Annotated in this window: 17 protein-coding genes and 1 pseudogene; 3 read left to right on the top strand and 15 right to left on the bottom strand. The window is 36.3% G+C overall.

Going from position 1 to position 16,168, the window contains the following annotated elements:
• Nucleotides 1–6: 6 nt before the first annotated feature.
• The 5 genes from rbsD to NSQ40_RS03320 all read right to left on the bottom strand — a co-directional run bounded on the left by rbsD (nucleotide 7) and on the right by NSQ40_RS03320 (nucleotide 4,519).
• On the bottom strand, nucleotides 7–402 hold the full coding sequence (gene rbsD, locus NSQ40_RS03340; RefSeq protein ID WP_033795878.1) for a D-ribose pyranase: 396 nt from the start codon (nucleotides 400–402) through the stop codon (nucleotides 7–9).
• Nucleotides 399–1,295 (bottom strand): ribokinase, encoded by an 897-nt coding sequence (gene rbsK, locus NSQ40_RS03335; RefSeq protein ID WP_033797540.1) that lies wholly within the window; start codon nucleotides 1,293–1,295, stop codon nucleotides 399–401. Before rbsK ends, rbsD begins: the two co-directional genes overlap by 4 nt.
• Before the next feature lie 13 nt (nucleotides 1,296–1,308).
• Nucleotides 1,309–2,280 (bottom strand): LacI family DNA-binding transcriptional regulator, encoded by a 972-nt coding sequence (locus NSQ40_RS03330; RefSeq protein WP_033795879.1) that lies wholly within the window; start codon nucleotides 2,278–2,280, stop codon nucleotides 1,309–1,311.
• A 141-nt stretch (nucleotides 2,281–2,421) separates the two neighbouring features.
• Nucleotides 2,422–4,041 (bottom strand): MDR family MFS transporter, encoded by a 1,620-nt coding sequence (locus NSQ40_RS03325; protein ID WP_003195200.1) that lies wholly within the window; start codon nucleotides 4,039–4,041, stop codon nucleotides 2,422–2,424.
• 19 nt (nucleotides 4,042–4,060) lie between these two features.
• Nucleotides 4,061–4,519: a MarR family winged helix-turn-helix transcriptional regulator gene (locus NSQ40_RS03320; protein WP_003195202.1), complete on the bottom strand. Its 459-nt coding sequence runs from the start codon at nucleotides 4,517–4,519 to the stop codon at nucleotides 4,061–4,063.
• Nucleotides 4,520–4,735: 216 nt separating this feature from the next.
• On the opposite strand from NSQ40_RS03320, the gene glpT reads away from it, so the two are divergent.
• Complete coding sequence (gene glpT, locus NSQ40_RS03315; protein WP_003195203.1) at nucleotides 4,736–6,085, top strand: glycerol-3-phosphate transporter; 1,350 nt, start codon at nucleotides 4,736–4,738, stop codon at nucleotides 6,083–6,085.
• A 192-nt stretch (nucleotides 6,086–6,277) separates the two neighbouring features.
• Here the strand turns inward: glpT and NSQ40_RS03310 are convergent, their stop codons facing one another.
• The 4 genes and pseudogenes from NSQ40_RS03310 to NSQ40_RS03295 all read right to left on the bottom strand — a co-directional run bounded on the left by NSQ40_RS03310 (nucleotide 6,278) and on the right by NSQ40_RS03295 (nucleotide 8,811).
• Complete coding sequence (locus tag NSQ40_RS03310) at nucleotides 6,278–6,397, bottom strand: DUF4027 family protein (protein ID WP_258248439.1); 120 nt, start codon at nucleotides 6,395–6,397, stop codon at nucleotides 6,278–6,280.
• Nucleotides 6,398–6,536: 139 nt separating this feature from the next.
• The gene (locus NSQ40_RS03305) at nucleotides 6,537–6,959 is read right to left on the bottom strand and encodes a universal stress protein (protein WP_003195208.1); all 423 of its coding nucleotides are present in this window, start codon (nucleotides 6,957–6,959) and stop codon (nucleotides 6,537–6,539) included.
• Nucleotides 6,960–7,040: 81 nt separating this feature from the next.
• Nucleotides 7,041–7,409: pseudogene (locus NSQ40_RS03300) on the bottom strand (STAS domain-containing protein); the annotation flags it as partial.
• 151 nt (nucleotides 7,410–7,560) lie between these two features.
• A complete protein-coding gene (locus NSQ40_RS03295; protein WP_033795881.1) occupies nucleotides 7,561–8,811 on the bottom strand; it encodes an ArsR family transcriptional regulator in 1,251 nt (416 codons plus the stop codon).
• A gap of 177 nt (nucleotides 8,812–8,988) precedes the next feature.
• Here NSQ40_RS03295 and NSQ40_RS03290 point away from each other — a divergent pair, with 177 nt between their 5' ends.
• On the top strand, nucleotides 8,989–9,681 hold the full coding sequence (locus NSQ40_RS03290) for a response regulator transcription factor (protein ID WP_006093532.1): 693 nt from the start codon (nucleotides 8,989–8,991) through the stop codon (nucleotides 9,679–9,681).
• Nucleotides 9,678–11,051 (top strand): sensor histidine kinase, encoded by a 1,374-nt coding sequence (locus NSQ40_RS03285; protein ID WP_258248438.1) that lies wholly within the window; start codon nucleotides 9,678–9,680, stop codon nucleotides 11,049–11,051. The genes NSQ40_RS03290 and NSQ40_RS03285 overlap by 4 nt, the downstream gene beginning before the upstream one ends.
• Nucleotides 11,052–11,108: 57 nt before the next feature.
• Here the strand turns inward: NSQ40_RS03285 and NSQ40_RS03280 are convergent, their stop codons facing one another.
• The 6 genes from NSQ40_RS03280 to NSQ40_RS03255 form a co-directional block, all read right to left on the bottom strand.
• Nucleotides 11,109–11,489, bottom strand: coding sequence for an OsmC family protein (locus NSQ40_RS03280; RefSeq protein ID WP_018781945.1), 381 nt, complete (start codon nucleotides 11,487–11,489; stop codon nucleotides 11,109–11,111).
• Nucleotides 11,467–12,891 (bottom strand): amino acid permease, encoded by a 1,425-nt coding sequence (locus NSQ40_RS03275; protein WP_003195221.1) that lies wholly within the window; start codon nucleotides 12,889–12,891, stop codon nucleotides 11,467–11,469. Before NSQ40_RS03275 ends, NSQ40_RS03280 begins: the two co-directional genes overlap by 23 nt.
• 233 nt (nucleotides 12,892–13,124) lie before the next feature.
• Nucleotides 13,125–13,769, bottom strand: a complete 645-nt coding sequence (locus NSQ40_RS03270) for an amino acid ABC transporter permease (protein ID WP_003195223.1) — start codon at nucleotides 13,767–13,769, stop codon at nucleotides 13,125–13,127.
• On the bottom strand, nucleotides 13,770–14,426 hold the full coding sequence (locus tag NSQ40_RS03265; protein ID WP_026008548.1) for an amino acid ABC transporter permease: 657 nt from the start codon (nucleotides 14,424–14,426) through the stop codon (nucleotides 13,770–13,772). It lies immediately after the preceding gene.
• A 65-nt stretch (nucleotides 14,427–14,491) separates the two neighbouring features.
• On the bottom strand, nucleotides 14,492–15,322 hold the full coding sequence (locus NSQ40_RS03260; protein WP_003195227.1) for a glutamate ABC transporter substrate-binding protein: 831 nt from the start codon (nucleotides 15,320–15,322) through the stop codon (nucleotides 14,492–14,494).
• Between the two features lie 12 nt (nucleotides 15,323–15,334).
• Nucleotides 15,335–16,063 (bottom strand): amino acid ABC transporter ATP-binding protein, encoded by a 729-nt coding sequence (locus tag NSQ40_RS03255; protein ID WP_003195229.1) that lies wholly within the window; start codon nucleotides 16,061–16,063, stop codon nucleotides 15,335–15,337.
• Between the last annotated feature and the right edge of the window lie 105 nt (nucleotides 16,064–16,168).

The raw sequence follows: 16,168 nt of genomic DNA, 5'->3' as shown, positions 1-16,168 counted from the left end.
CCTTTATTAAAAAATCACGCCGGCATGTAAAATAACATTCGCATATGGCGTTGCTTCTCCCGTACGAATAACTGCCTTTGCCTGTTTTGTACGTTCTTTAAACTGCTCATGCGATACGTATTCAAAAGCAGCTTCTTTTAAACGTGCTTCAACTTCTCTGTTTACTTCTGCATTATTGATCGTAATCTCTCCTGCTAATGTTAGTTTTTCAACTGCCATGTCGTCTATCACAACTTGTAACACCTCTAGAAACGATGGTTTTCCAAGTTCTACCGCTAAATCAATTCGCTTTACACCATCTGGAATAGGTAAACCACAATCAGCAATCACAATTGTATCCGTATGTCCAAGGGAAGCAAGTACCGCAGCAATTTCACTATTTAATACACCATGCTTCTTCATCCAACAATCACCTGCACTTCTCTTACCTTTTCTCTTGTTGGCATACCACCTTGTGCCCCTAGCTTTGTTACAGAAAGACCGCCGGCAATGTTTGCAAAGCTGATTGCTTTTTGTAATGTCTCACCTTCGGAAAGTGCAACCGCTAATGCACCGTTAAAAGTATCACCTGCTCCTGTTGTATCCACTACTTCAACATCAATACTTGGTACATGAACAATCTCTGTACCATTATGGAAACGAACACCTTTCCCACCTTCTGTCATCAGTAACTTATTTGGATATTTCGCAAGTAACTCTTCAATTGGTGACGTAAAATCATCTAATACAATGCGGCATTCATGCTCATTCGGTGTAATATACGTCGCCTTTTCTAAAATATCTACTGGCAATACTTGTGCCGGAGCTGGATTTAACATAACCGGAATTTTGTGTTCTTCACAAATATCAAGAACGTATTCCACTGTTTCTAGCGGAATTTCCAGCTGAAGGACAACCATATCAGCTTTTACAAGAAGATCTTTTGCGCGATCAACAATTTGTTCATTCACAAGACGATTTGCTCCTTGTACAACGACAATACTGTTGTCTTCTTCCGCTAAAACAATATGAGCAATTCCTGTCGTTTCATCTGTAACCGGTACCACATAGTCGATAAAAACACGGTCATTCTCTAAATTTTTTCTAACTAGCTTTCCATAATCATCATTTCCTACAGCACCTACCATTGCCACATTTGCACCTAATCTAGCTGCGGCAACAGCTTGGTTTGCTCCTTTTCCTCCAGGCACTGTATGAAATGTTTCTCCAATCACTGTTTCTCCTGCTTTTGGTCGCTTTTTTGAAACAGCGACTAAATCCATTGAAATACTGCCGACTACTGCAATGTTTGGCATATATCTCATCTCCTTACTTCGTTGTATTTCGTTCTATAATTTCAATCGGTAAACGATAATGTTCGGTTTCTAATTGATTTCCTTCCATTTGCTCTAGCAATAATTCTGTTGCAATTCGTCCCATTTCATAAATAGGTTGTGCAACTGTTGTAAGAGATGGATACATCATTTCTGTTAAAGAAATACCATCAAATCCAATAATTTGTAAATCATCTGGAATGGAAATTCCTTTTTGTAATGCCGCTTTCACTACCCCAATGGCAATCAAATCATTTCCAGCTACAATGCCATCGATATGCGGATACTCTTCTAACAATTCCATTGCCACACGTTCGCTATCTGCCGGATCAAACGTACTTTCTGCAATCATATAAGAAAGCCCATATTGTGTAATAACATCTACAAAACCTTCAAAACGCTCATTTGCTGTACTCACATCGCGCGGTCCACGAATATGCGCAATATGTTGACACCCTTTTTCTAACAGTAACTTTGTTGCTTCTTGACTTCCCGCATAGTTATCTGCATATACCGTCGGAATACGCTCATTAAACATGCGGTCAATTGCCACAACTGGCACAGACAAGTTCATGTAATTCATACTATTTTGTGGGTTCGTTGCCACAATAAACCCATCAACATTATTTTGTCTGAGCACATCAATATATTGTTTCTCTTTCTCTAAACTTTCATCAGAATTACAAAGTACAACTGTGTATCCTTGCTTATGTGCTACATCCTCTACGGCACGTGCAACTTCTGGAAAGAATGGATTCACGATATTTGGAACAACCAAACCAATTAAGCGAGATTTTTTATTATATAAAGAACGTGCTACTGTACTAGGCTTATAATCCAACAGTTCAATTGCTCGTTCCACTTTTTTTAATGTATCTTCGTGAACATATCCGTTCTTATTTAACACCCTGGAAACGGTCGCAACAGATACTCCCGCTAATTTCGCAACATCTTTAATCGTACTCATTCTCTTCCCTCTCCATTTCATGTAACCGTTTACAGAAAATAATATAACTCATTTACAAAAATACGTCAATCATTTATAACTAAAAAAGATTATATGTTATACACTAAAAAAGCACCACCATAAGGCGATGCTTTTTTCTTATTATGAGAAAGATACGTTTGTATCTTTCTCTTCTACTTCAGTAGCAGGTTCTTCTGCACCTTTTTTACGATTAGAAAGCTTAATTTTTTGTAAGAAGATTGTAAATACGGCACCAACTACGATAAAGACTAATCCTGTTAGGAATACACTATGAAGTGAATCCACTAAAGATGTTTTCAAAATTGGTACAATGCTATTTGAGAATGCTTCTGGCATTTGTTTTAATGCTTCTGGGCTAAATAGCATAGAATATAAACTTTGTGGATCTGTATGAATCATATCTTTAAACTTCGTTACCATTTGTCCCGCTTCTGCTGGGAATGTATCTAGTACAGGAACTAATTTATTTGTCAATGTTGTACCTGACGTATTATTCATAATAGAACCTAAAATCGTAATTCCGAACGTCCCACCGATTTGACGGAAGAACTGACTTGAAGATGTTACAACTCCAAGATCCTTTTTCGGGAAACTTTCTTGTAATGCTAATGTTAATGTCGGCATTACAAGACCCATTCCTAAACCGATAATCATCATATATGATGTTGCAATAAGTTTAGTTGTATGCATATCCATTGTTGTTAATAACCAAAAACCGCCAGCCATAATGAGCATACCTGTAATAATTTGTGGTTTTACGCCTACCTTTAATACAAGCTGACCACCAATAATACTCATCACAATCATCGTAATCATCATTGGTGTCATTATCGTTCCAGATTCAGCCGCACTTACGCCAACAATTCCTTGCATAAAGAATGGAACGAACATAATTGCACCAAACATTCCAATACTCATAAAGAAACCAATTGCATTTAATAGTGTAAATGTACGGTTTTTAAAGAAATGCATTGGTAAAATTGGTTCTTCCGCCTTCGTTTCAACAATGATGAAGCTTACTATACCAATGATAGCAAGTGCAAATAATCCAATGATTTGCCAAGAATCCCAAGCATAGTCTTTCCCGCCAAACGTTAGTGCAAGTAATAAAGTCACAACACCAAGAATCATCGTGAAAATACCAGCGATATCAATTTTAATTGGACCTGTTTGTTTATGTCCTTTTAATCCCATTGCAATAAAGATTGTCGCCAAAATACCGACTGGCAAGTTGATATAGAATACCCATCTCCAGTTGACAGCATCAACAATCCAACCGCCCACTTGCGGTCCAATTACGGAAGCAAGACCATATAACGCTCCAAAGATTCCTTGCCATTTCGCACGTTCTTTCCCTGTAAACATATCCCCGATAATAATCATCGCCATTGGCATCATAATACCGCCACCAAGCCCTTGAATACCACGGAAAATAATTAACTCAGTCATACCATTCGCCATACCGCAAAGTGCTGAACCAACCATAAAAATGATTAATCCTGTAATATATACGTTACGACGTCCTAATAAATCCGCTAACTTACCTGCAATTGGTACAACTGTTGTTGATGTTAACATATATGCCGTTGTTAACCATGTCATTAAACTTAATCCGCCTAGATCACCAACAATTCGCGGCATTGCTGTACCAACGATTGTTCCATCTAATGCAGCAAATAACATGGCAATAACTAGACCGATTAACAACAGCTTTCTATTCTGATTTTCTTGTTGCTCCATGTAATCTCCTCAATTCCTTTTAGTTTGTCTCTTTCTTCTCAGATTCCCCGCAAATAATTACCTCTAACTTTTCAAATAAGCGTAGTAAATCTTCTCTCTCTTGTAATTCTAACTGTGAGAAGTATTTTGCAATATGCTTATTACGAGCAGTCATTGCCTCTTCTACTACATCTTTCCCCTTCTTCGTCAGCTCAATTACAACAACACGGCGATCTTCTTTGTCATGGTAGCGCAGTACCAATTCTTGATCGATTAACCGATCGATCATCACTGTAATTGCGCTTGGTTTCACATACATTTTCTTCGCCAATTTCGTTGCTCTTGATGCACCGTAATGGTCTAAAATTTTTAAAATATAAAATTGCGGTGGTGTAAGTCCTGATGCTTGCATTTGTTCTAGTAACTCCGTTTGCATTTTCTTTCCTATAGAGAATGCTAAAGCCTGAATTCTATCAATATGAGTCATATCATTTGGCATGTTATCCACCTCTTATTTAAACAATAAAATATTTAACGTATTTAAATATTAAACCCTATAATTAATTTCGTCAATAATTTTATTTTGTAAAAACGTTTACATTTTTGTCGCAAAGTTGTATAATTTTTGACCAAGTTAATATTGACAGTCATGGGGAATGAGAGTATAAAGACTATGTCATAAAACGTTTTCAATAATAGAGGAGGATTTTAGGTTATGTTTTTAACTCAGTTGTTTAAACCTGCGCCGCATACAGAGCGCTTACCTGCTGATCGCATTGATAGCGAATACCGCAAACTGCGCTTACAAGTATTTTTAGGCATTTTCATTGGCTATGCAGGTTACTACCTTGTTCGCAAAAACTTTTCACTGGCTATGCCTTATCTTGTTGAACAAGGATTTAGCAAAGGTGAACTTGGAGTTATCCTTTCTGCTGTATCCATTGCATATGGCTTAAGTAAATTTATTATGGGGATTGTCTCCGACCGTTGTAATCCCCGCTACTTCTTAGCGGCAGGACTATTTTTATCCGGTATCATTAATATTATCTTTGGTTCATTCTCTTTTATTACAACAAGTATTTTGCTTATGTTTGTTCTTCAATTTTTAAATGGTTGGGTACAAGGTATGGGCTGGCCTCCATGTGGCCGCACAATGGTTCATTGGTTCTCTATTAGTGAACGCGGTACAAAAATGTCCATTTGGAACGTTGCCCACAATGTTGGTGGCGGACTTATGGGACCACTCGTAACATTAGGACTATTCTTATTTGCTGGTAGCTGGCAAAGCATTTTCTACTTCCCAGGTATTTTTGCAATTTTAGTTGGGATCTATGTATTAATTGTAATGCGCGATACACCGCAATCTTGTGGATTATCACCTATTGAAGAATATACGGGTGAATATCCTTCAGATGAAAGAGTAAAAGATCGTGAACGCGAACTTTCGGTAAAGGAAATTTTATTTACTTATGTACTAAACAACAAATTTTTATGGTACATCGCTATAGCTAACGTATTCGTATACTTCGTACGCTACGGTGTTGTAGACTGGGCACCTACTTATTTAGTAGAAGAAAAAAACTTTACTCATAATAGTTCTCGTACAGCATACGCATTATACGAATTTGCTGGTATTCCGGGCACACTCCTTTGCGGATGGATGAGCGATAAATTATTTAAAGGGCGCCGTGCCCCTGCTGGTATTTTATTCATGGTTGGTGTATTCATTGCTGTTCTTGTTTATTGGTTAAATCCGGCTGGTCATCCAATCATCGATAGCATCGCACTAGTGGCAATTGGCTTCTTAATTTATGGACCAGTTATGCTCATTGGATTACATGCCCTTGACTTAGCACCAAAGAAAGCTGCTGGAACAGCTGCTGGTTTAACAGGTTTCTTCGGTTACCTGGGCGGTGCTGCATTTGCTAGTGCTGCAATGGGCTTTATTGTAGATGCTTTCGGATGGAACGGCGGTTTCATTCTATTACTTACATCTTGTGTACTTGCGATTGTATTCCTTGCTCTAACTTTAAACACAGGATCTTCAAAATCACAACAAGCTTAAACGGAGGTTTTTCTTAAAAACTTCTATAAGATAAAGTGAAAAGCTTTAATCAGTGGGGAACAAAAGCTGAAGTAAAGAAATAAAATAGCTCTTAGCATTCAGATATATGCTAAGAGCTATTTTTTATTTATGTCTAGTGATATTGTCTTGCAGCCTATAACAATCATTTCCCTTCTATTTACAACATTACTTTTATAAAAACAGCTGCTGAAACATTTTCATAGCAATAGCCAATGTCACCGAAGTAGTAAATCCCCCTAAACAAATAAGACTCACTCCTTGACTATATGTTAAACTTTGAAATGCTTTCATTTCTTACATCCCCCATTCTCTCCCTTTGATGATTACATCATATCAATGGAGGAAATTTCAAAACATCGATTTCCCTAACAACAGTCTTACAATTTTGTAAGATTTATCTCAAAAAAACAGACAACATTTCTGCTGCCTGTTACTTCACGATCATCACCGGACATTTCACTCGTTTTGCTATTTTATGACTTACACTACCAAGTACCATTTCTTGCAATGTATTCAATCCCCTACTCCCCACTATTACAAGATCAATGTCTCCTGTATTTACATATTGCACAAGTGTATTTCCTGGATCACCATGTAAAATCGTAATTTTATAAGAAACTCCTTCTTGCTGTAATAAAATCTCAATTTCTTTTAATCTATCTTTTCGACTAGCTGAAATTGTTTCTATATTTGTTTGTCCCTGTATAATATCTGATTTTGCTGTTCTACTATCTACTACGTATACAACTTCAACGGTTACTTCCTTACTCAATGTAGAAATATGTACGGCATGTTTTGCTGCGCGTATTGCGTGTTCTGAACCATCACATGCTAATATAATTTGCTTGTACATCTTCTGAAACCCCTTTCATCATCATACTCGTATTATAATACAAAAAGAACCTTTTCGGTCCTTCGAAAAGGTTCTTCCTATTTAACGAACAGCTTGTTTCGCCAATTTTGTAACAAGCTCTGAACTACGCTCATTTAATCCCGTTATGTTTACTTTCACACCATTTTTCTCATACTTCACTACAACTTTATCAACCGCAGCCTCAGCTGAATCATCCCATACATGGGCGTGTGTAAAATCAATTTCTACTTCTGTCACATCTTCTTTAAACTGAAATACATTTATAAATTCTGTAGTCGATGCAAAGAAGAGTTGTCCGTGAACAGCGTATACCTTTTTCTCACCAATATAAGAATGTTTCACGTGAATCTTTGCCATATTTGCTGCGAATAAAACTGCACTTATTACTGTACCAATCATAACACCAAGAGCTAGATTATGTGTAACAAGATAACACTCCTCTACTTTTCTTATTTTTTGATTTTCTCCGTAAGAAAATCGGGCCGATTGCACGAGTGCTATTATATAACGAATGTCAGATTTTTTGCTATAAAAAACTTTCCCAAATGAAAAGACGCTGCATCATGCAACGTCTTTTCTCTTAATGTCCACCGTGTCCCCCACCATTTTCTTGAACAATCTCTAACTTCTCGTCAAGTATTCCTTGCGTTTCAAACGAAATATTCTCTGTATTTCCTAATAGAAGACCATGGTTATATGGCCCGAGCGTTGGATCATCTTTAAATTTTGGTTGAATCGTAGCTAATAAATCATATACTGGCTGTGAAACCTTCCCTTTATCTAATAATAGAACAGGTGCATGTTTCCCCATATGTGAAAACGGCGCTCCAGCAATTGCTAAATCGGGAGTTTCTGTTGAAACAAATGATACGCCGTGCCCTGGTTTTGTGAATCCCCATCCAAATTGTGTTTTCTTATCTTTAAACTTTGCAAAAGCGATTGAGTTTTCTGTTGGATTTTCTCCGCTAATGCGCGTTACTTTCCCATGCTTACTTAACTGTTTTTCTACCTCTTTTGAAATAATTTTTTCAGGTCCTAAAAGATATATATTTGCTTTCCCTTTTCTTGCTTTCAACGCTTCTATTGTAGCCTCAGGTACTTTATCTTTTGCTACATATAAAAGAGGTTCAGGCATATGAGCAATCCAATTCACAGCAGGTGTTGTATATAAGCGTCCTTCTTCTTCAGACGAACCGATAATGACACTTTCTGGGTACTTCCCTGTTATGTCTGCATATTCTTTATCAACATCTTTCGCAAAATTTGCTGAATCCGTTTCTTTTATTTGCTTTATTTTATATTCTTTCAGTTGATTTAATATGGAAGATTCTACATCTCCCATCACCATAATTTGTGTTCCATCTTTTGTTCCAAGTGGGTTTAACCGCTTGATTTCTTTTAACGTCGCCTCTGGAATACTTTCTTTATTCATAAATAAAATAGGTCCATTGTTTGGATGATGAATGAGATCCGCACTAGCAATTCCAAGTTGCCACTGATTAGCTGGTACTAAAATCACCGCTCCTGGTTGGTTCTCTTTGTGAGTCGCTGGCCATATTGTTTGTGATGTTAATACTGCCATTTGAACAGGATCATTTGTGTTTAATCGTGTTACATTTTTTAAACTTGTTGTTAATAAATCTCTAGATGCTCCCGTATTCATTTCTTTCGGTGGCATCGCTGCATGATGCACCTTCATATCTTTTTGCTGCTCATTTTTCTTCTCTTTTGTAGATTCATGATTTTCATGCTCTGTATTTGCTTGCCCACACGCTGCAAGTCCAAGTACAGCAACTATTGTCATACTCAAAACTCGAGTTGCTTTTTTCACTATATCGCCTCCATCCCCATCATGTTTGAGCCTATAATCTTTACCTAAAATGTAAATTTCAACTATACAATAACAAGCAATTCTGAAGAAATTATGCAGATGCATGATAATCTGCACCATTTCTTCAGGATTTTGCATTACACTTTTAGTAGTGAATACAAATACGGAGGATATTATATGATGGATATACTACTTGTAGATGATGAACCACGTATGCTCGAATTATTAACGCTTTATCTTACTCCTAGAGGATATAACTGCGTTTGTGCGACTTCTGGACAAGAAGCTATTTCTTATATAGAAAACCAAAGTTTTAAGTTTGTTCTTCTCGATATTATGATGCCGAAAATGGATGGTTGGGAAACATGTAACAGAATTCGTTCGTTTAGTAACGTTCCTATTATTATGGTAACCGCACGCGATCAGACGATTGATGTTATTCAAGGATTAAAAATCGGGTCTGATGATTATATAACAAAACCTTTTCATGAAGGTGAACTATTAGCACGTATTGAAGCAGTATTACGGCGCAGTAATCAACATGAGCAACTACGATATAAAGGAATTTTGTGGGATGAAGCGAAACACTTTATCTCCGTTTATGAACAAGAACTCCTTCTTACACCAATTGAATTTTCTTTACTTGGTTTATTTCTACGTCACGTGAACTACGTATTAAGTCGCGATCAGCTTATTGAGCGGATTTGGGGACTAGATACAAATACAGAGGATCGCACAGTGGATTCTCATATTCGTAACTTACGTGATAAATTGCGAAAGAACAATTTTCCAATTGACGAACATTTAAAAACTGTGTATGGAGTTGGCTACCGGTGGATTGACGCTGAAAATCAAGGAGTTACGCGATGAAACGAATTTCTGTTCAACTCGGATTTTACTTTTTAATTGTTACGCTTTTAATCGAAACCGTCCTATTTGTTTTACTCTATTATAGCCTTGTCAATACGAGGATAAATGAGGAAATGACAGCATTATTAAAACGTGGAAATAGCCACCGAGATGTACTTGAGAAATATTTTGATTTCCAAACAATCTCTCATGTCACTTTAATGGAGTCAGAGGCTGAAACAAAAGTTATTATTACAAACGCTCAGAAAAAAATATTAGCAAAATCTAATGATATAGATTCCACTATAAAGAGGCACATTATTGGAATGATAGCAAATACGAACCATAACGGAACGATCGTGGAGAACCACTGGAAAACTTCTAATTATATATGCACAGTTAGTCCAATAATAATAGAAGGAAAAACGCAAGGTTATGTTTATATGTTTCTTGGCACAAGTTCTATTAAAGAAATGATTACAGGTCTTACAAAACAATTTCTTGTTGCTGGTGTTGTTACATTTATTTTAACAGTCATTACGATATTTCTTCTATCGCGTCTGTTAACAAAACCACTTCTCCGTATGAAGCATGCTACTGAAAAAATGAGTCATGGTGATTTATCCGTATCTCTAACTAGTACTCGAAATGATGAAATTGGTGAACTTGCAGGGTCTATCCAAACGCTCGCGAATGATTTACATTATATGAAAAAAGAACGCAGTGAATTTCTAGCAAGTGTCGCTCATGAACTAAGAACACCGCTAACTTATGTGAGGGGATATGCAGATATCGCCATAAAAAACAGTACACCTCCTGAGCAGCGCCAAAAATATTTATCAATTATAAAAGATGAAGCTGATTATATTACAAATTTAGTACAAGACTTATTCTTGCTTGCTCAAATGGAAAAACATAATTTTTCTATTCAAGCAAAGGAAGTACACTTGCAAACCTTTCTTTCTCGCATTGTTACAAAAGTGAATATAATGTATGAAGCAAAACATATCATTGTTTCTTCAACATGTCCTTCTTCACTTTCTATAGCTCTTGATGAACAAAGGTTTGAACAAGTTATCATCAATATATTAAATAATGCGTATGTACACTCACCTGAACATTCTCGAATTACCATTTCCGTTACAGAGCATAAAACACAACTTGAAATTGCCATCCAAGATACAGGAGAAGGAATTCCAGAAGAAGATATCCCACACATTTTCGAACGATTTTATCGCGTCGATAAAGCAAGATCTCGTTCAACTGGTGGAACTGGATTAGGACTTGCCATTGTAAAAGAAATAGTCGAACTACATGGCGGAGAAATTACTGTTACAAGTGAAGTAAATCAAGGTTCTTGCTTTACTATGTCATTGCCAATCAGTATGTAAAAAAGCTTAAGAGAATTTCTCTTAAGCTTTTTCGCACATTATTTGCTCTACAAAAGTTTATTCACCAATTAACTCAATTGTTTCCGTAATTTTTATACTATCCTTCACAGATTGAGCAATCGTACAATTCTTCACCGCAAGCTCTAACGCTTTTTCTAACTGTACCTGTGTAATTCCTTCTGCTTTTATTTTATAGTGCAAATGAAGACTTTCTACCGGCCTTGGTAAAACTTCGCTTCTTCCAATTTCAGTTTCAATTGTAAACGTATCGTATGTAATACGCTTCTTTTCTAAAATTGTCCGAAATACAATTGCACTGCACCCTGCAATAGAGGAAACGAATAACTCTAACGGTGTATATCCACTTTCTTTTCCAATAGACAATTGACCATGTGAAAGTTCTGTCTCAATATCATCATGCTTGATTGTTAGTTTCATACGTTGTTCCCATCTCCACTTTCGTAATTTGCTTCCGTTTCTTATTTATATAATAATACACGTAACAGAAAATGATAAATGGAATGCCGCAATATAGCGCCATACGCTGTTCTGGAATGAATGCTAAACTAATAACAACAATGCTATTTGTAATTAACGCTAAAATAGGAACAATTGGATATAACGGTGTTCTATATTTTAAATCTTCTACTTTTCCGCCTTGCTTTACATACTGACTTCTAAATCGAAGTTGTGATAAAGCAATGATAATCCAACTTGCAACTGCAGATAAACCAGCAACAGATAATAAGTAAATATATACTGTATCCTCTGCCAAAAAGCTTGTTAGTAAAGATAATGCCGCTACTGCGATTGTAACTACTAATGCCGTAATCGGAATACCGCGTTTATTTACCTTTTTGAAGGAAGTTGGTGCCATTCCTTCATTTGCAAGTGACCATAGTATACGCGTCGCCGCATATAATCCTGAATTTGCTACAGATAATAAAGCAGTGATAATAACGAAGTTCATAATATCTGCTGCATATGGAATACCGATCTTATCAAATACAACAACGAATGGGCTTTCAATAACCCCTGCATCTTTCCATGAAATTAAACCTACTAAAATCGTCATTGTTAAAATAAAGAACAACATAATGCGCCATACTGTATTACGAATTGCACGTGGGATTGTTTTTTCCGGTTCTTGACTCTCTCCTGCTGCAATCCCAATTAACTCTGTTCCTTGGAAGGAAAAATTAACTGTAATCATTGTAAGAAGCACAGCAGCCAGTCCATTCGGAAACAATCCACCATCGCTCACAAAGTTAGAAAAAAGAGGCGCTGCTTCTTTTCCGTCATACGGTAAAAAACCAAATAACGCACTACCACCAAGAACAACAAATGCAATAATTGTAATTACTTTAATACTTGAGAACCAAAATTCTAATTCAGCATAACTCTTTGCTGAGATAGCATTTGACATATATAAAATAACTCCAAATACAAGACACCATACCCAAACATCTACAGTTGGAAACCATCTTTTCATCATTAAGCCGATAGACGTTAACTCTAAACCAACTGTAACTGCCCATCCAAGCCAATAAAGCCATCCAATCATAAATCCTGTTCCTGGACCGATAAACTTCGTCGCATATTTTTGGAAAGAACCAGAAACCGGCATCGCTACCGTTAGCTCACCAAGACAAAGCATTGTTAAATACATAATAAATCCACCGACTAAATAAGAAAGGATCGCGCCTCCTGGTCCTGCTTGGTTAATGGTATATCCTGATCCAAGAAAAAAACCTGTTCCAATTACACCTCCAAGTGCAATCATAAATAAATGTCTACTCTTCATCGTACGATGTAATTTCTCATTCGTTGTTTGCTGCATCGTAATCCTCCCCTACAAGTACCCTCTATCTCTTTTTAAAATTTTCTGATAATAAAAATATACACGAAAGCGGTTACAATTTCTATATAAAATTAAAACTTTTCTGATAAAATATAATGTTTTTTCATCTATCTTAGAATTACACTACTAAAAAACTAAATATCTTCCAAATCCCAACTTTTAAACTATGTAAAAAACATAAAAAAACTCTCACATCTCATTTCATGTAAGAGTTAACGACTTTCTAATTTCCTAGACACAAGTGATAAACTGTAGTTGACAACAAAATACATACAAGCAACAAGTAGTAATGTAGGAATCATATAGTTTACGTTTTGTCCATTAATAATTTGGGCATTATGCATGAGTTCTGGCAAGGAGATAACAACCGCTAGTGACGTATCTTTTAATAACGAGATAAATTGACTGACGAGCGGTGGTACCATTCGTCTCAATGCTTGCGGTAAAATAATATGCCAAAGTGTTTGGATATATGATAATCCAGACGCGCGCGCTGCTTCAATTTGTCCTTTTTCAATCGATAATAAACCACTGCGAACAATTTCTGATATCATCGCTGCTTCAAATATCGTTAAAGCAACAATTGCTGCCGTTGTAATCTCTAATTTTAGCCCAGCTTCTGGGAGTGCAAAATATGTAAAGAAGATGATTAAAAGCAGTGGTAAATTTCGAATAATTTCAACGATAAAAGCTAGTAACTGTGATACGACTGGTATTTTTGCATATCGTAAAGTTCCCACTATACTACCAATAATAAAACTAAGTAAAATCGCTACAACAGCTATTTCTAATGTAACAAGTAGCCCTTTTAATAAAAATAAAACATGATCGCCTGTATAAGCACCTCGAAAATCCATTTACACCGCTCCTTTCGCTAAGCGTTTCTCAAAATAACGCACAAGCATACTAAGCGGTACAGTCAATAATAAATAAAACATACCAACAAATATATACACATCAAATGTAACAAATGTTCTTGTTGAAATTAAATCTCCTTGATACATCAAATCTGCTCCAGCAATAATGCCAAGGATAGATGAGTTCTTTACTAAATTGAGAAATTGATTACCTAATGGCGGAATTACTATTTTAATAGCTTGTGGTAAAACGATATAATACATCGCTTGCACGTACGTTAAGCCAGAAGAACGTGCTGCTTCCATCTGTCCTTTCGGAACTGACAAGATTCCAGCTCGAATTGCTTCTGCAATAAATGCGGCTGTATAGATTGTAAGTGCAGCCGTACCAGCAATAAAACCATTTAATGTAACACCCATTACCGGAAAAGCAAAATAAAATACAAACGCAATTAAAACAAGTGGAATATTTCGAATGAATTCTACATAAGCTGCGCCAAACCAATTCAAAACACGAATGGGTGCAATTCGCATCACTGCCATAATCGTACCAAGAATGAAACTCCCAATCAGTGCAACAATGCTAGACATCACTGTATATTTAAATCCTTCTAAATACAAATCAAGATTGTTTGTAAGAATAGAAAAATCAGGCAAATGCTCCCCCTCTTTCTTTACAAGAAGAGGATGAGTATCTCTCATCCTCTTACTCTTTCTATACTTTACTTCTCTGGCTTTTCACCAATCCATTTTTCATATAATTTATCGTATTCTCCATTTGCTTTCATCTCTTTTAACAAATCATTAATTACCTTTGTTAAATCTGTTGCTCCTTTTTGAACAGCAATTCCATACGGTTCATCCGTGAAAATTTTTCCAACAACTTGATAATTTGCATCTTGTTTTGCCATACCGTATAAAATCGCATTATCTGTTGTAAGGACATCACCTTTCCCTGCTTTTAATGCTGTAAATGCTTCACTATAATTTTCAAATTCTAGCACCTTTGCTTCTGGTGATTTTTTACGAATATTTTGGGTAGAAGTTGATCCTTTTACCGCCAATACTGTCACACCGCTTTTCACATCATCAATACTCTTGATTTTGCTCCCTTTTTTCACAAGTAACGACTGTCCTGCTTTAAAATATACATCTGAAAAATCAACTTCTTTTTTACGCTCTTCTGTAATTGTCATCGTTGCGATAATCGTATCAATATCGCCGTTTTTCAACATTGGAATACGTGTTTTAGACGTCACTTCTTTGAATTCTACTTTACTCTCGTCTCCTAGAATTTTTTTCGCAAGCGCTTTGGCTATATCAACATCAAACCCTTCTACCTTCCCTGTTGCAGGGTCTTTCAATCCAAATAAGTTTGTATCATTCTTAACTCCGACTACTAATTTCCCACGCTTTTTAATTTGATCTACCACTTTTCCGCCCGAAGTTTCTTTAGAAACTTCTTTGGACGTTTCCTTCCCACAACCTGCTACGATCAGAGTAAATAAACATGAAAATACAATTAAAACGAACAGTTTCTTCATCTTAAACATAAAACCCCTCCTCTAATGGTTTAACACTCGACTTAAAAATAATCGTGCTCTTTCTTGCTCTGGGTTTGCAAAGAAGTTCACTGGCTTTGTATCTTCAATGATTTGTCCTTCATCCATGAATATAATACGATCTGCTACTTCACGTGCAAATCCCATTTCATGGGTCACGACAACCATCGTCATCCCTTCCTTTGCTAAGGTTTTCATAACATCGAGCACTTCACCAATCATTTCTGGATCAAGTGCAGAAGTTGGCTCATCGAATAACATAATTTCTGGTTTCATTGCTAATCCCCTTGCGATTGCTACCCGTTGCTGTTGTCCCCCTGATAATTGCTGCGGATACACATTCGCTTTCTCTGGAATCCCTACTTTTTGCAAATAATACATTGCTGTTTTTTCCGCTTCTTCTTTTGAGATATTATTTACTTTTATCGGTGCAAGTGTAATATTTTGGAGCACTGTTTTGTGTGGATATAAATAAAAATGCTGAAATACCATTCCAATATTTCGGCGTAATTGATTCATATCTGTTTTCGGATTATGTACTTCCACATCTTGTACGACTAATTCTCCTTCTGTAATTGTTTCCAATTGGTTAATGCAGCGGAGCAATGTACTTTTTCCAGACCCTGATGGTCCAACAATTACAACTACTTCACCTTTTTGAACTTGTAAATTAATATTTTTTAAGACTTGAAAGCTACCATAAAACTTATTTACATTACGAAAGGCAATCAATTCGCTTCCTCCTTTCTTCTCTATTTCTATCGTATTTTAAATTGGGGCGATTATTTATAAAGTGAAATTTCTCTGCTTCAAATTTTATTCGGCCATGCAGACATA

The sequence above is a fragment of the Bacillus sp. FSL K6-6038 genome (assembly GCF_038050455.1).
Taxonomy (GTDB): domain Bacteria; phylum Bacillota; class Bacilli; order Bacillales; family Bacillaceae_G; genus Bacillus_A; species Bacillus_A pseudomycoides.
Note: the sequence above shows the minus strand (reverse complement) of the source record. Positions and strands in the feature narration are given on the sequence as shown.

Excerpts from the sequence above, each read along its gene's own strand:
- rbsD (WP_033795878.1), bottom strand. The coding sequence starts at position 402 with ATGAAGAAGCATGGTGTATTAAATAGTGAAATTGCTGCGGTACTTGCT.
- NSQ40_RS03285 (WP_258248438.1), top strand. The coding sequence starts at position 9,678 with ATGAAACGAATTTCTGTTCAACTCGGATTTTACTTTTTAATTGTTACG.
- NSQ40_RS03330 (WP_033795879.1), bottom strand. The coding sequence starts at position 2,280 with ATGAGTACGATTAAAGATGTTGCGAAATTAGCGGGAGTATCTGTTGCG.
- NSQ40_RS03310 (WP_258248439.1), bottom strand. The coding sequence starts at position 6,397 with ATGAAAGCATTTCAAAGTTTAACATATAGTCAAGGAGTGAGTCTTATT.
- NSQ40_RS03280 (WP_018781945.1), bottom strand. The coding sequence starts at position 11,489 with ATGAAACTAACAATCAAGCATGATGATATTGAGACAGAACTTTCACAT.
- NSQ40_RS03270 (WP_003195223.1), bottom strand. The coding sequence starts at position 13,769 with ATGGATTTTCGAGGTGCTTATACAGGCGATCATGTTTTATTTTTATTA.
- NSQ40_RS03320 (WP_003195202.1), bottom strand. The coding sequence starts at position 4,519 with ATGCCAAATGATATGACTCATATTGATAGAATTCAGGCTTTAGCATTC.
- rbsK (WP_033797540.1), bottom strand. The coding sequence starts at position 1,295 with ATGCCAAACATTGCAGTAGTCGGCAGTATTTCAATGGATTTAGTCGCT.
- glpT (WP_003195203.1), top strand. The coding sequence starts at position 4,736 with ATGTTTTTAACTCAGTTGTTTAAACCTGCGCCGCATACAGAGCGCTTA.
- NSQ40_RS03260 (WP_003195227.1), bottom strand. The coding sequence starts at position 15,322 with ATGTTTAAGATGAAGAAACTGTTCGTTTTAATTGTATTTTCATGTTTA.
- NSQ40_RS03305 (WP_003195208.1), bottom strand. The coding sequence starts at position 6,959 with ATGTACAAGCAAATTATATTAGCATGTGATGGTTCAGAACACGCAATA.
- NSQ40_RS03325 (WP_003195200.1), bottom strand. The coding sequence starts at position 4,041 with ATGGAGCAACAAGAAAATCAGAATAGAAAGCTGTTGTTAATCGGTCTA.
- NSQ40_RS03275 (WP_003195221.1), bottom strand. The coding sequence starts at position 12,891 with ATGCAGCAAACAACGAATGAGAAATTACATCGTACGATGAAGAGTAGA.
- NSQ40_RS03290 (WP_006093532.1), top strand. The coding sequence starts at position 8,989 with ATGATGGATATACTACTTGTAGATGATGAACCACGTATGCTCGAATTA.